The organism is Collimonas sp. OK242 (genome assembly GCF_900107095.1).
Taxonomy (GTDB): Bacteria; Pseudomonadota; Gammaproteobacteria; order Burkholderiales; family Burkholderiaceae_D; genus Collimonas.
In genome coordinates this window covers 146,037-159,195 of the sequence record NZ_FNOR01000009.1, presented here as the reverse complement: position 1 = coordinate 159,195, position 13,159 = coordinate 146,037, and the positions used below count along the sequence as shown (strand labels likewise).

12 protein-coding genes are annotated in these 13,159 nt (G+C 58.2%); 7 read left to right on the top strand and 5 right to left on the bottom strand.

Features of this window, described 5'->3' with window-relative positions; translation table 11 throughout:
- Positions 1-24: 24 nt before the first annotated feature.
- Positions 25-753: a maleate cis-trans isomerase family protein gene (locus BLV81_RS11920; protein WP_092356169.1), complete on the bottom strand. Its 729-nt coding sequence runs from the start codon at positions 751-753 to the stop codon at positions 25-27.
- Positions 754-821: 68 nt separating this feature from the next.
- Entirely contained in the window at positions 822-2,123 is a 1,302-nt protein-coding gene (locus BLV81_RS11915) for an MFS transporter (protein ID WP_092356166.1), read from the bottom strand.
- A 196-nt stretch (positions 2,124-2,319) separates the two neighbouring features.
- Here BLV81_RS11915 and BLV81_RS11910 point away from each other — a divergent pair, with 196 nt between their 5' ends.
- Positions 2,320-3,087: a GntR family transcriptional regulator gene (locus BLV81_RS11910; protein WP_092356163.1), complete on the top strand. Its 768-nt coding sequence runs from the start codon at positions 2,320-2,322 to the stop codon at positions 3,085-3,087.
- 2 nt (positions 3,088-3,089) lie between these two features.
- Positions 3,090-4,280, top strand: a complete 1,191-nt coding sequence (locus BLV81_RS11905; protein ID WP_092356160.1) for an acetyl-CoA C-acyltransferase family protein — start codon at positions 3,090-3,092, stop codon at positions 4,278-4,280.
- 59 nt (positions 4,281-4,339) lie between these two features.
- Here the strand turns inward: BLV81_RS11905 and BLV81_RS11900 are convergent, their stop codons facing one another.
- Both BLV81_RS11900 and BLV81_RS11895 read right to left on the bottom strand, forming a co-directional pair.
- Positions 4,340-5,005 (bottom strand): YcbK family protein, encoded by a 666-nt coding sequence (locus BLV81_RS11900; RefSeq protein WP_092356157.1) that lies wholly within the window; start codon positions 5,003-5,005, stop codon positions 4,340-4,342.
- Between the two features lie 125 nt (positions 5,006-5,130).
- Entirely contained in the window at positions 5,131-5,835 is a 705-nt protein-coding gene (locus BLV81_RS11895; RefSeq protein ID WP_092356155.1) for a glutathione S-transferase N-terminal domain-containing protein, read from the bottom strand.
- A 331-nt stretch (positions 5,836-6,166) separates the two neighbouring features.
- Here BLV81_RS11895 and BLV81_RS11890 point away from each other — a divergent pair, with 331 nt between their 5' ends.
- The 3 genes from BLV81_RS11890 (at position 6,167) to BLV81_RS11880 (ending at position 10,171) form a co-directional block, all read left to right on the top strand.
- Entirely contained in the window at positions 6,167-7,738 is a 1,572-nt protein-coding gene (locus BLV81_RS11890) for a thioredoxin family protein (RefSeq protein ID WP_176992824.1), read from the top strand.
- 123 nt (positions 7,739-7,861) lie between these two features.
- Positions 7,862-8,533 carry a glutathione S-transferase gene (locus tag BLV81_RS11885; protein ID WP_092356152.1) on the top strand — a complete coding sequence of 224 codons (672 nt, stop codon included), beginning with the start codon at positions 7,862-7,864 and terminating at the stop codon, positions 8,531-8,533.
- A 144-nt stretch (positions 8,534-8,677) separates the two neighbouring features.
- A complete protein-coding gene (locus BLV81_RS11880; protein ID WP_092356149.1) occupies positions 8,678-10,171 on the top strand; it encodes an AMP nucleosidase in 1,494 nt (497 codons plus the stop codon).
- Positions 10,172-10,219: 48 nt separating this feature from the next.
- On the opposite strand, the gene BLV81_RS11875 is transcribed toward BLV81_RS11880, so the two are convergent.
- Positions 10,220-11,293 (bottom strand): NAD(P)H-dependent flavin oxidoreductase, encoded by a 1,074-nt coding sequence (locus tag BLV81_RS11875; RefSeq protein WP_092356146.1) that lies wholly within the window; start codon positions 11,291-11,293, stop codon positions 10,220-10,222.
- 128 nt (positions 11,294-11,421) lie between these two features.
- On the opposite strand from BLV81_RS11875, the gene BLV81_RS11870 reads away from it, so the two are divergent.
- Together BLV81_RS11870 and BLV81_RS11865 are read left to right on the top strand one after the other, a co-directional pair.
- The gene (locus BLV81_RS11870; protein WP_092356143.1) at positions 11,422-12,333 is read left to right on the top strand and encodes a LysR family transcriptional regulator; all 912 of its coding nucleotides are present in this window, start codon (positions 11,422-11,424) and stop codon (positions 12,331-12,333) included.
- 30 nt (positions 12,334-12,363) lie between these two features.
- A complete protein-coding gene (locus BLV81_RS11865) occupies positions 12,364-13,086 on the top strand; it encodes a transposase (RefSeq protein ID WP_092356140.1) in 723 nt (240 codons plus the stop codon).
- The last annotated feature ends 73 nt before the right edge of the window (positions 13,087-13,159 follow it).

Here is a 13,159-nt window from a genome sequence, read left to right as displayed (position 1 = left end):
TTTTCTCCGCTAATCTAAAGTTACTTACACAACTTCTTGGAACAAACGGCCCCAGCCGGTCAGCTTGGTGGTGTCGTAACCGGCGATACGCAACGACTTCCAGACCACGGTGGAAATGGTGTCGTAGATCGGTAGGCCGGTTTCCGCTTCCAGTTCCGGCACCAGATGCGCTGCTTTCAGATTGGTGCAGAAGGTCGAAATCGCTTTCGGGTCCTTGCGGGCAACCTCACGCACCATGCTGCGAATCTGCTCTTCAGTGACTTCCGAGAAGGAAAAATTCACATGCAGGTTCAGGTGACGTTCCGCGATGCAGTTGAAACCAGAACGGCCATAATTCTCGATGATCTTTTCCATCACATTGTCGAGATAAGGCGTCACCAGGCCGAAATCCCTGGCATTGGTTTTTTCCAGGATTTCATTTAGCGCCAGCACCGAGGTAGTGGCCGGAATGCCGGTCGCTTCAGTAATGCGCTGGCATAAGCGTTCGTCGGCTTCGAAGCCGAGCCAGCCGGACGAGGTGCCGTTCCAGCCGATGACGTCGACCTTGGCGTCGGCCAGCAGCTTGGCGGCCTCGATGATCTTGCTGTCGTCGAATTGTCCCAGCGCCTGGTCGCGCAGCGATATTTCAGTCACGGTGAAACGGGAGAAATGGGCGGAAACGCCAGGCAGTCCGCTGACCATGGCGCTGGTGATCGGTTCCAGCGAAGTATTGGAAGATGGGGTCAGCATGCCCAAGAGAGTGCGCTTTGTCATTTGTGTTGCTCCGTAAATAATAAATTAAAGATAGTGATTTTGATTTGATGCTCCGCATCGGACGGAAATCAGATCGGGATTTTTTTCTCGTAATCGATGCTGGTCGAGCAGATGAACAGGCCGACGCCAGCCGCTGCAAAGAACATCAGCGCCAGGAAATAGGAGCCGGTGATCTGGACAATGGTGCCGACGATAATCGGTACGCAGATGCCGCCGATATTGCCGCCCAGGTTCATCAGGCCGCCGAGGAAGCCCACCTTGTCGCGGGTGCCGAGGATGGATGGAATGCACCAGTAGAGGCCGCACCAGCGGATGAAAAACAAGGTAACGGATAACATCACCACGACGGTTGTCGCGTCTTTGATGTAAGCCACCGAGAAGATCGAGAGCGTGGCAATCACGGCGGCAATGCCAAACAGCGTGCGCATCACTTTATTTGGTGAGCCGCCGGCCGTTTTCCATTTGTCGGCAATGTAGCCGCCAACCAGTTCGCCGACAAATCCGGAGAAGAAAATGATGAAGCTGGCGCCGCCCATTTGCTTGATATCGAAGCCATGCACTTTATTCAGATAGTTCGGCATCCAGGTCAGCAAGCCGTAGAACACCGAGTTGAAACACATCCAGCCGAAGAACATGAACAACACTGAACGGTGTTTGAAAAAATCAACGGAACGGCCGCTCAGGTTAGCCGGTTCTTTCTTGAACTCGCTGGCTTGCGCTTCTTCGATATAGCTGGCCTCGGCGTCATTGACACCGCTGTGGTCGCGCGGATTGTTGCGGATGTAATACCAGGACCACATGCCGGCCATTACTGTACCCACGCCGGCCACGGCGAATGCGATGCGCCATGAGCCCAGCGTCGTAATCAGCCCGGTGATGATGATCGCGCCCAACGCTGCACCGAGCGGTGCGCCGCCATCCAGCAGGGTGGCGCCGCGGCCGCGTTCGTTTTGCGTCATCCAGATCGCATTCAGCTTGCCGCCGGCCGGATAGATCGGCGCTTCTGCCGCACCCAGGCCGAGGCGTGTCAATAACAATGCGGTGGAATTGGTGCAGATCGCGGCAAGTGCCTGGAATGCGCCCCAGAAGATAGTGGCGATGGCGATCACGATACGCGGTTTGAAACGATCGGCCAGCATGCCGCCGGGGATTTGCATGAACGCATAAGTCCAGAAGAAGGAACTCAGGATCAAGCCTTGCATGGCCGGACCGAGATCGAACTCTTTTGCGATCAGCGGCATGGCGACTGACAGCGATGCGCGGTCGATATAGTTAATCGAAATTAGTAGCAACATGGTGAAGAAAATTCTCCATCGGACGGAAGTTTTCCCCTCTGTTGCTGCCACTGCTGTATTGGTCGTGGTGTTCATTTTGTCTCCATTCAGGGTGAACGGCTCTTTTTGGCTCGTTTGTTGGGCACGGTATTTTCCGTGCTGACGTAAGCATATAATACTTAATCTGTAATTACAAGTCATGTAAGTTATTGATTTATAGTGATATTTAAAAGTTTAATTGATATGTGTTAAGATTTTTTATCGAAATCAGTCCAGATGTGATGTAACCGCCATGTTGACCGCCCCCGAAACAACCGCAAAAGTGAAGACCAGTCCCGTCAATGGCCGGGGCGTGCGTCGTAGCGGGCTTTCAAGCGAGATTGCCGACCGGCTGCGGGAAATGATCCAGGAGGGCGAGCTCGCGCCCGCCAGCCGCATCATGGAAAAAGAGTTGTGCGAATATTTCGAGATTTCAAAAACGCCGCTGCGCGAGGCGCTGAAGGTGCTGGTGGCGGAAGGCTTGATCAAGCATCGCCAGCATCTCGGTTACCACATCTCCGAAATCGACATCGACGAAATCGGCGCGATTTTTGACGTGCTGCATGGATTGGAAGAATTGGCCGGCCGGCAGCTATGCATAGGCATCGATGAAGATGCGCTTAGCGCGATTGAACGCAAGCATCAGGCCATGCTGGTGCAGCATGCTAACGGTAAGCGCACCGCCTATTTCCGGCTGAACCAGGAAATCCATCAAATGATCGTGGACGCCGCCCGCAATCCGGTGCTGTCGTCGATCTATGCAAACCTGATGGCAAAAATCCACCGCGCACGCGGCGTCGCCAATGCAGAATCCCTGCGCTGGCAGGAATCGCTGCTTGAGCATGAACAAATCATGCAGGCGCTGAGCACCGGTTCGGCAAGCTTGCCGCAGGTATTGCGCGAACATTCCGAACATACCGCTACTGAAGTAATGAAAGCACTACACCTGCTGGCTTCCCAGACGGCGGCAAGCCGGCATGCGATCACACCGTCAAATCAATCAATATCAACGAGGAGATAAGCATGGCTAATACAAGAGAGGTAGTTATCGTCGGCGCTGCACGTACGGCGATTGGGACATATGGCGGCGCATTGAAGGATTTCGCGCCGGGCGAGCTGGGCGCGATCGCGGTCAAGGAAGCATTCGCACGGGCCGGAGTCGATCCGCTCCAGGCCGGCCAGATCATATTCGGCAACGTCATCCACACCGAGGCGCGCGACATGTACGTGTCACGCGTGGTCGGCATCAATGCCGGCATGGGTAAGGAATCCACGGCGCTGACGCTTAACCGCCTGTGCGGCTCGGGTTTGCAGGCCATCATCACTGCAGCCAACGCTATCCAGCTGGGCGAGACCGATGTCGCAGTCGGCGGCGGCGTCGAATGCATGAGCCGCTCGATGTACGCAACCCAAGCTGCACGCTGGGGTGCGCGCATGGGCGACATCAAGATGATCGACATGATGGTGGGCGCCTTGTCGGATCCTTTCGGCGGCGGCCATATGGGCATCACTGCTGAAAACGTGGCGGAGAAATACGGCATCTCGCGTGAAGAGCAGGACGCGTTCGCGCTGGAAAGCCAGAGACGTGCGACGGCAGCCATCGCTGCCGGTCACTTCAAGTCGCAGATCGTGCCGGTCGAAATCAAGACGCGTAAAGGCATCACGCTATTCGACACTGACGAATATCCAAAAGCCGACGCCACCATGGAGTCGCTGGCGAAGCTCAAGCCGGCTTTCAAAAAAGAAGGCGGTACAGTCACGGCCGGCAATGCGTCTGGCATCAACGACGGTGCGGCTGCCTGTGTCCTGATGGCCGCTGATGCTGCCGCTCAAGCCGGTTTGAAGCCGCTGGCGCGCGTGGTTTCCTACGGGGTGGCCGGGGTTGATCCATCGATCATGGGAACCGGTCCGATTCCGGCGGTCCAGCTGGCGTTGAAGCGCGCCGGTCTTAGCCTCAGCGACATGGCGGTGATCGAATCGAACGAAGCGTTCGCCGCGCAGTCGCTGGGCGTTTGCAAGGGATTGGGGCTTGATCCGGCGCTGACCAACGTCAACGGCGGCGCCATCGCGCTTGGTCATCCGCTGGGTGCAAGCGGGGCGATCATTGCGGTCAAATGTCTGTATGAGCTGATGCGCACTAACAAGCGCTACGGTTTGATCACCATGTGCATTGGCGGCGGCCAAGGCATTGCGCTGATCATCGAGCGTATCTGAAGTAGATATTCTGCGGCGGGATAATCAATCGTTTCGTGCCGCCGCCGGGCTGCAGGCAATCACCCTTTCCAGGTGCGCTGCAGTCCCGTGTCGGCATGGATCCAGCCGCCGTTTTTTCCCGGCCGATAATAGAAGCCGACCCCGCCCTGGCGGAAGCTGCGTATCAAACCTCCCAGCACGTCGGCGTCCAGCTGCGTCAGGCGGATGTCAGCCGCGCGTCCTTCCAGGTGCAATGATTTGCGCGCCGCCGGCACGCCGGTTTCGATCAGGTGCCGATTGGTGCTTGCGGTGCGGAATCCAGACAGGATTTCCAGCGGCTGGCTAATCCCATAGCGCGCGATAAAAGCCTGGGTGCCCCACAAGGTCTCGAGCAGCTTGGGATCTATCGGTGCGGTTTGCTTGCCTTGGACGTCGCGCAGCAGATGGCATAACTGCTGATAGGCGGACTCTTGAATTTCACCGTCTTTCCAATACAGCAGTTTGGCGCGTTCGCCGCTGGCCGGACGCGTCACTTCCAGCACCCGGGGTTTGAGCCAGAACTCCATGTCTACCAGTTGCGCGTCAAAGATGTCTGGCGGCGGGTCCATCGGCGCCGAGGCGCCGGACGGGCTGGCTGAGGTCTCTGTTGCGAAAGCCGTCGGCGCAGTAAATGGCAGCTGGCTGGAAAAGAGCCCGGAGGCGGTCAGGAACAAGCTCTTCTGCAGGAATTTTCGGCGCAATGACATGGCGGTCCAAATGTGATGGGATGGCCGATTTTATCGCACCATCCCCGCTTTGAGTAGCCGCCGGATTATACGCACTGCTTCGCGCAACCTGAAAATCAGTCGGGCTGCGATCAGTCGGGCTGCGCTCAGCCGCGCTTCGGAATCGTAAGACCTTTTGCTACCGCCGGACGTGCGACAAACGCTGCAAGCGCCCGTGTGACGTGCGGAAAATCCGCAATCCCCACCAGCTCGCCCGCTTCGTAGAACCCGATCAGGTTGCGTATCCACGGGAAGGTGGCGATGTCAGCGATGGTATAGGTATCTCCCATGATCCAGTTGCGCTCGGCAAGCCGTTGGTTGAGTACCGCCAGCAAGCGTTTCGATTCCGCCACGTAGCGGTCGCGCGGGCGTTTGTCTTCGTAATCCTTGCCGGCGAATTTATTGAAAAAACCAAGCTGGCCGAACATCGGTCCGATACCGCCCATCTGGAACATCAGCCATTGGATGGTCTGGTAGCGGCCGGCCAGGTCTTTCGGCATGAACTGGCCGCTCTTGTCCGCCAGGTAAATCAGGATCGCGCCGGATTCAAACAGAGGCAGCGGTTTGCCGTCCGGACCATTGGGATCGAGGATCGCCGGAATCTTGTTATTGGGATTGAGCGACAGGAACTCCGGCGAGGTCTGGTCATTGGTGTCGAAACTGACCAGATGCGGCTCATAGGGCAGGCCGGTTTCTTCCAGCATGATCGAGATTTTGACGCCATTGGGCGTAGGCAGGGAATACAGCTGGATCCGGTCGGGATGCTGGGCCGGCCATTTTTTTGTGATGCGGAAGGTGGAAAGATCGGTCATCAGAATGCCTTTTTGCTGGGATTGATCTGCTTGAAATGTGCAGGCGCCAAACGTCGAAAAACGCTTAGTCTAAAGCAAGCCGGGTAAAGATGCTTTGCGCGTAACGGCATCCGTTGCGAGAGTGCGCTGATCGTCAATAATGTATTTAATTCCATGAGACAAGACAATGCCGCCGGTTGGCCGTATTATCCCGTAGCTAGCCACAACCCTTACGGTCGTCAGGGGTGGCTGGAATTCAATGATCACTTTGGTTCGTAACAGATATTTTCAGAGCTGCAGCCGGCTCCGGCCGGTTGCGGCTTTACCTGTTTGCATGATGGATGAATATGGGATGAAGGATAAGATGAAGAATTTATCCGCTACCGCGGCGGTATTGGCCGCACTGCTGTGCGCAGCCGCGCCTGCCATGGCCTTGACCGCTACCGAATCAAAGCCGGCTGCAGCCGCGGAAGGCATCAATTGGTATGAAGGCGACGTCGATGCCGCTTTCGCCTTTGCCAAAGCGCATAACAAGCCTTTGTTCCTGTATTGGGGCGCGGCCTGGTGCCCGCCATGCAACCAAGTCAAAGCCACGATTTTTAACCGGCAAGGGTTTATCGAGCGTTCGCGTTTCTTCGTGCCGGTGCATATCGACGGCGACAGCGCCGGCGCACAAAAGCTCGGCGAACGGTTCAAGGTGCGCGGCTATCCGACCATGATCCTGTTCCAGCCCGACGGCAAGGAAATCACCCGTTTGCCAGGCGAAGTCGACGCCGACCGCTATTTGCAGACGCTGACACTCGGCATCAGCGCCAATCGTCCGGTCCGGCAAACCTTGCAGGCAGCCCTCGCCGGCGGCAAGCTGACGGCGGACGAATGGCGCTTGCTGGCTTATTATTCCTGGGACACCGACGAGCAGCAGCTGGTCGGCAGCAGGGAGTTATCGTCCACGCTGAAGCGGCTGGCGGCAAGCTGCCCGCCTGGTGATACCGCCAATCGCCTGGCCTTGAGCGCATTGGTAGCGGCAGCTGCCGCTCAGTCGGGTGAAAGCGCTAGCGTCGACAAAACGGCAGCGGCAGCGCAATTGATGAAAGCGGTGAGCGATGCCCATACAGCACGTGAGAATATGGACATATTTGCCAACTATCCGGCTGACCTGGTGCAGCTGGCCACGCTGCCGAAAACGCCGGCCAGGGCCAAGCTGATCGCCGCCTGGGACCTCGCCATGCAGCGTTTGTCCGGCGCTAAGACACTGTCCAAGACTGATCGCCTATCGGCCCTGGCGGCACAAATATCACTGGCGCGCATCGATACCCCGGACGGCGCGCTGGCGCCGGCCCTGCTCAAAGACGTGCGGCAACGCGTGGCGCTGGCCGATAGCGCAACCACGGACGTCTATGAGCGGCAATCGGTGATCAATGCCGGCGCGCATGCCTTGAGCGACGCCGGCTTGCTGGATGATTCTGATCGCTTGCTCAAGGCAGAGCTGAAGCGTTCGCATGCGCCATACTATTTCATGCTTAGCCTGGCCTCGAATGCCAAGAAACGCGGCGACAAAACCGGCGCCATCAACTGGTATGAACAGGCGTACCAGGCCGCACAGGGACCGGCGACACGCTTGCAATGGGGCGCGGCGTATTTGTCAGGTTTGCTGGAACTGGCGCCGCAGGATGAAAGCCGTATAGAAAAGGTTGCGCATAGTATGTTGCAAGAGCTGGGCAGCACCCAGAATGCATTCTACGAACGTAATCGTTCAGTGCTGGAGCGCCTGGGGAAAAAACTCAATACCTGGAATGGCGACGGCAAGCATCAGGCGGCGCTAGGGCGTTTGCGGCTGCAACTGGACGCTGTTTGCGGAAAATTGGCGGCGGCAGATGCGCAGCGCGCTACTTGCCAGGGTTTATTGAGTCCGGCCCAGGTTTAGTAAATCGGGATCATTCCGGGTAAATCGGTTACGCTAGCGGGACTGTAATTTCCGCTTGCCCTGGTGCCTGGCCCTTGTGCATACCCGTGTATTTTCCCTACTATCCGACCGGACTTGCCGACCATGATCATTGTTCACCATCTCAACAACTCCCGTTCACAGCGCGTCCTGTGGTTGCTCGAAGAGCTGGGGCTGGATTATGAACTCAAGCTGTATCAGCGCGATCCGAAAACCATGTTGGCGCCGCCGTCGCTGAAAGCGGTTCATCCCTTGGGTAAATCGCCAGTCATCACAGACGGCGAGAACACGATTGCGGAATCGGGCGCGATTATCGAGTACCTGCTGCAGCAATATGGCGGCGGCAGGCTGATTCCGGCGGCGGGCAGCAAGGATCGCCTGCGCTACACCTACTGGCTGCATTACGCCGAAGGTTCGGCCATGCCGCCGTTGCTGATGAAGCTGATCTTCGCACGCCTGGGGCGCCCGCCGATGCCGGCGCTGCTGCGGCCGCTGGCGCGTTCGATTGCGAACGGCGTGCAGCGCAATTACATCGATCCGCAACTCAAGGCGCATCTGGATTTCATGGAGGGAGAATTGGGTAAGTCGGCCTGGTTTGCCGGCGAAGAATTCAGCGCCGCCGACATCCAGATGAGCTTCCCGCTGGAAGCTGCGCAATCGCGCGGCGGCCTGGACGCCAGCCGGCCGAAGCTGTTCGCCTTTTTACAGCGTATCCATGCACGGCCGGCGTATCGGCGTGCGATCGACAAGGGCGGCCAATACGATTTGCTGAAGTAATACTGTGCTGGTCCTGGCGTTCGAATCTCGTTCCCACCCCATTCTCGCGCCAATCCCGTTAGAATTGAACTGTAAGGTCCGGATAAAACTGTCCGGACCATGACGCCAATCGGCTTGGCGTACAGATATCGCTACGGAGATTCGATGTTCCCGACTGAGCAATTCACCGATCCCCACGCCGCCGTCGCGCGCGTGCAAGAGATTTACGAGCATCACACCGCGTTATTGCGGGACGCTTTCAAGCGCTTTTCGAATGGCGAAATCATGCCGGAACGGGTGCGCGCCTGCTATCCGTTTGTACGCGTCACAACCGAATTCAACACCCGTGCCGATACCCGCCATTCCTTCGGTTTCGTGTCCGGCCCGGGCGTCTATGAAACCACCTTGACCCGGCCATCGCTCTACACAAACTACCTGGTCAGCCAGTTCAAGCTGCTGCGCGATAACCACGACGTGCCCTTGGAAATCGGCGTCAGCGACATGCCGATTCCTGTGCACTTTGCCTTCCCCGAAGGCATCCATGTCGAAGGCAATCTGGATCCCGATCATTTGCGGACTTTGCCGGATGTGTTTGACCTGCCGAACCTGGCGACCATGGACGATCGCATCGTCAACGGCACTTATGAGGAAATGCCGGGCGATCCGCATCCGCTGGCTTTGTTTACTGCGCCGCGTATCGATTATTCGCTGCACCGGCTGAAGCACTACACGGCGACTTCCCCCGATCGTTTCCAGCGCTATGTGTTGTTTACCAACTATGCGTTTTATGTCGATGAATTCATCCGCATGGGGCGCGAACTGATGCAAGCCACCGGCGATCCTGAGCAGCGCGCCTACCGCCAGCAATACACGGCGTTTGTCGAGCCGGGCGATTTGACGACCTGGAATGCCAATCTCGACGATCTGCCTTCCGACCGCGCGCTCACCGGTATCGCCCCAGCGCGCCAGCCGCAGATGCCGGCCTACCACTTGCAGCGCGCGGACGGTTCCGGCATCACGCTGATCAATATCGGCGTCGGTCCGTCGAATGCCAAAACCATTACCGACCACGTTGCGGTACTGCGCCCGCATGGCTGGATCATGCTGGGCCATTGCGCCGGCTTGTCGACCTCGCAGCGGATGGGCGATTACGTACTGGCGCATGCCTATGTGCGCGACGACCATGTGCTCGATGACGACTTGCCGCTGTGGGTGCCGGTGCCGGCGCTGGCCGAGGTGCAGCTGGCATTGCAGGATGCAGTGGCTGCCATTACCCAGCTGGAAGGCTATGAACTGAAACGCATCATGCGTACCGGTACGGTGGCCTCTATCGACGATCGCAACTGGGAGTTGCGCGATCATCGCAAGCCGCTGTTGCGCTTCAATCAAAGCCGCGCGATTGCGCTGGATATGGAAAGCGCCACGGTGGCCGCCAACGGTTTCCGTTTCCGCGTTCCTTACGGTACTTTGCTGTGCGTCTCGGACAAGCCCTTGCACGGCGAAATCAAATTGCCTGGCATGGCCAATCGTTTTTACGAGCAGCGGGTCAGCCAGCATTTGAAGATCGGCATCAAGGCCCTGGAACTGCTGCGCAATCAGGGTGTCGAGCAGCTGCACAGCCGCAAGCTGCGCAGTTTCAGCGAGCCGGCGTTCCGCTGATTTTTGCTCACATCATTTCTTTCCGGCGCTGGTTGCTGCCAGTTGAGGCTAGTGATTGCCGACAGCTTGCAGCTCCGCTGCCAGGGTGGCCACCAGTTGCGCTGCCGGCATGGGGCGCGCCATCGCGACGCCTTGGCCAGCCCACAGCGACATGAATTCCGATCGTCCCAGTTTCGCAGCGGTCTGGCGGATTTCTGCGCTCAGCGCATTTTGAATCGGATAAGCGGGCAGCGCGTTTTCGTGCGGCCGCATCTGCTCCATGTACGGATTGACGATGCCGCGTGCGTATCTGCCTGAAAAGCTGCGGGTCAGGCGCGTGCTGTCGTCGCCCGCACTAGCCAGCTGTTCGCGCCAGGCCGGCGCTATGCCCGATTCGGGGCTCGCCAGGAAGGCTGTGCCCAGTTGCGCTGCCTGCGCGCCCAGCAGCATGGCGGCGGCGATGCCGCGGCCGTCCATGATGCCGCCGGCGGCGATCAGCGGAACGTTGACTGCGGCGGCCGCTTGTGGAATCAAGGTCATCAAGCCAATGCAGGATTGTTCGATATCGCCGATAAATGTCGCCCGATGGCCGCCGGCTTCGCCGCCTTGGAGGCAGATGAAATCGGCGCCAGCTTGTTCCCAGGCGCGCGCTTCGGCAACGTTGGTTGCGGTGCCGATGACCTTGCAGCCCTTGCGCTGGAATTGCGCCACCGTTGCGGCATCGAGTATGCCGAAGGTGAAACTGACAACCGGAGGCGCTGCTTCCAGCAAGGCAGCCAGCTGGTCCTGGAAGTTTTCGCTGAATTTCTGCGGATTGGTCGCCGCGCCGAGACCGAGCGCGGTCCGGAACGGTAACAGCAGAGCTTGCGCGGCATCGAGTTCGGCTGCGCTTGGCTGGATCGGCTGCAGGATAAATAAATTGACGTTGAACGGTTGTGAAGTCAGGCTGCGGATTTTTTTCACGGCTTCGATGATTGCCGCCGGCGGCAGCAGGGCGGCGGCAAACGACCCCAGGCCTCCGGCGTTGCTGACAGCAGTCACCAGTTCAATCGGCGAGCCGCCGTTCATCGGGCCTTGCACGATCGGATAGCGGATGCCGAGCGCTGCCGTGAATGCTGTTGCGCCTGTATCGATGTCGGACATGCTGATACTCCTGATGAGTGGGTGAGGGTGACTGGCCGCATTGCTTACGTTACCTGCATGCTACCTTGACATGATCATTCTGAAAAATGAATAATAAAAATGTTATCCATCTTAAATTGAGATGAGTTATGGATTTATTATCTCTGGAAATTTTCCGTACCGTGGTCCGCGAGGGTGGCATTACCCGCGCGGCGGAGCAATTGCATCGGGTGCAATCGAATGTGACGACGCGCATCCGCCAGCTGGAAGCCTCGCTTGGCGTGCCGCTGTTTTCGCGTGGCCACAAGCGCATGGTGCTGACGCCCGCCGGCGAAACCCTGCTCGGCTACGCCGAACGTCTATTGAATCTGGCCGGCGAAGCACGCGAAGCGGTGCAACCCGCAGTCCCCCAGGGCCGCTTGCGCATCGGTTCGATGGAAAGCACGGCCGCCAGTCGCTTGCCGTTACCGCTGGCCCGTTTCCACCAGGAGTGGCCGGCAGTGCAGCTGGAACTGAGCACCGGCCCCACCCAGCAACTCATCGACCGGGTCCGCGCATTTACCCTGGATGCCGCTCTGGTCGCCGGCCCGCTGGAAGATCCGCTGTTTGACGTGCTGCCTCTCTATGCTGAAGAGCTGGTAGTGTTAGCCGCGCGCAGCCACCCGCCGATAAACGGTCCCGACGATTTGCAGAGCCGCACCCTGGTCGCCTTCGAGCACGGCTGCGCCTACCGGCGCCACGCCGAAAACTGGCTGGCGTCCGGCAGCGTCCCCGGCCGTCGCCCGGACCGGATCCTGGAACTCGGCTCATACCACGCCATGCTAGCCTGCGTCGCCGCCGGCGCCGGCATAGCCCTCGCCCCCAGATCGGTACTGGATTTACACAACTGCACCGAAAGCCTGGCCATCTACCCCCTCGGCCGCGCAGGAAAAGTCACCACCTTCCTGATCCGCCGCCAAGACTACAGCTCCCCAGCCTTCGACGCCCTAAGCCAGATCCTGCAAGCAGAAGCTTTGAAATCCAAACAATTGGGGTCAGAGTCGAATTATTCGTTAAAATAACAGATCCATTCATCGCTCCCTTTTTTTACCATGGCCCGCCTGCCCCGACTCGTCATTCCCAACCAGCCACATCACCTGATCCAGCGTGGCGTCGATCGCCAGGCAATCTTCCGCGAGACGGAAGACTACGTGAATTTTCTTGGCCGCCTGCGTGATGCCTCCAAGCAATTCAAGGTCGCCATCCATGCTTATGTACTGATGAGCAATCACATACATCTGCTCGCCACGCCTTCCGATACAGAAGGTTTGGCGAAAATGATGCAGTGGGTAGGGCGTTTCTATGTGCCCTATTTCAATCAGAAATACGAGCGGGTCGGGACTTTGTGGCAAGGACGCTACAGGGCGACGGTGATAGATTCAGAGCGGTATTTCATGTTGTGTAGTTGCTACATTGACCAGAATCCGGTGCGCGCCGGCATTGTGGCAACGCCTGGCGAGTACCCGTGGTCGAGCTATTTGCACCATGTCGGGGTCAAGGCCGATCCTTTGGTCGTGGATCACGCACTCTATTGGGCGTTGGGCAATACACCGTTCGACCGTGAAGCAGCTTATAGGCAAATGGCAGAGCAAGCACTTACATCCGACCAGGCGCGCCAGTTGGCGGATGCTACCAACAAGGGTTGGGCGCTGGGCTCGGAAAAATTCAAATCAAATCTCGAGAAGCAGGGCAATCTCAGAGTGCGACCGGCCAGGCGCGGGCGGCCGTTCAAGGCGCAGTCCGACGTAGCGGATCAGCCGCCAGGGCACAAATAAAAAAATACAAAGCAGGGCATGGAAAGCATCAAATGCACCAAATTGACTCTGTCCCCATTTGATTTTGGTGCAA

What these genes read in the sequence shown, in the direction of transcription:
- BLV81_RS11920 (WP_092356169.1), bottom strand. Translation starts at nt 753, where the DNA reads ATGACAAAGCGCACTCTCTTGGGCATGCTGACCCCATCTTCCAATACT.
- BLV81_RS11915 (WP_092356166.1), bottom strand. Translation starts at nt 2,123, where the DNA reads ATGAACACCACGACCAATACAGCAGTGGCAGCAACAGAGGGGAAAACT.
- BLV81_RS11910 (WP_092356163.1), top strand. Translation starts at nt 2,320, where the DNA reads ATGTTGACCGCCCCCGAAACAACCGCAAAAGTGAAGACCAGTCCCGTC.
- BLV81_RS11905 (WP_092356160.1), top strand. Translation starts at nt 3,090, where the DNA reads ATGGCTAATACAAGAGAGGTAGTTATCGTCGGCGCTGCACGTACGGCG.
- BLV81_RS11900 (WP_092356157.1), bottom strand. Translation starts at nt 5,005, where the DNA reads ATGTCATTGCGCCGAAAATTCCTGCAGAAGAGCTTGTTCCTGACCGCC.
- BLV81_RS11895 (WP_092356155.1), bottom strand. Translation starts at nt 5,835, where the DNA reads ATGACCGATCTTTCCACCTTCCGCATCACAAAAAAATGGCCGGCCCAG.
- BLV81_RS11890 (WP_176992824.1), top strand. Translation starts at nt 6,167, where the DNA reads ATGAAGGATAAGATGAAGAATTTATCCGCTACCGCGGCGGTATTGGCC.
- BLV81_RS11885 (WP_092356152.1), top strand. Translation starts at nt 7,862, where the DNA reads ATGATCATTGTTCACCATCTCAACAACTCCCGTTCACAGCGCGTCCTG.
- BLV81_RS11880 (WP_092356149.1), top strand. Translation starts at nt 8,678, where the DNA reads ATGTTCCCGACTGAGCAATTCACCGATCCCCACGCCGCCGTCGCGCGC.
- BLV81_RS11875 (WP_092356146.1), bottom strand. Translation starts at nt 11,293, where the DNA reads ATGTCCGACATCGATACAGGCGCAACAGCATTCACGGCAGCGCTCGGC.
- BLV81_RS11870 (WP_092356143.1), top strand. Translation starts at nt 11,422, where the DNA reads ATGGATTTATTATCTCTGGAAATTTTCCGTACCGTGGTCCGCGAGGGT.
- BLV81_RS11865 (WP_092356140.1), top strand. Translation starts at nt 12,364, where the DNA reads ATGGCCCGCCTGCCCCGACTCGTCATTCCCAACCAGCCACATCACCTG.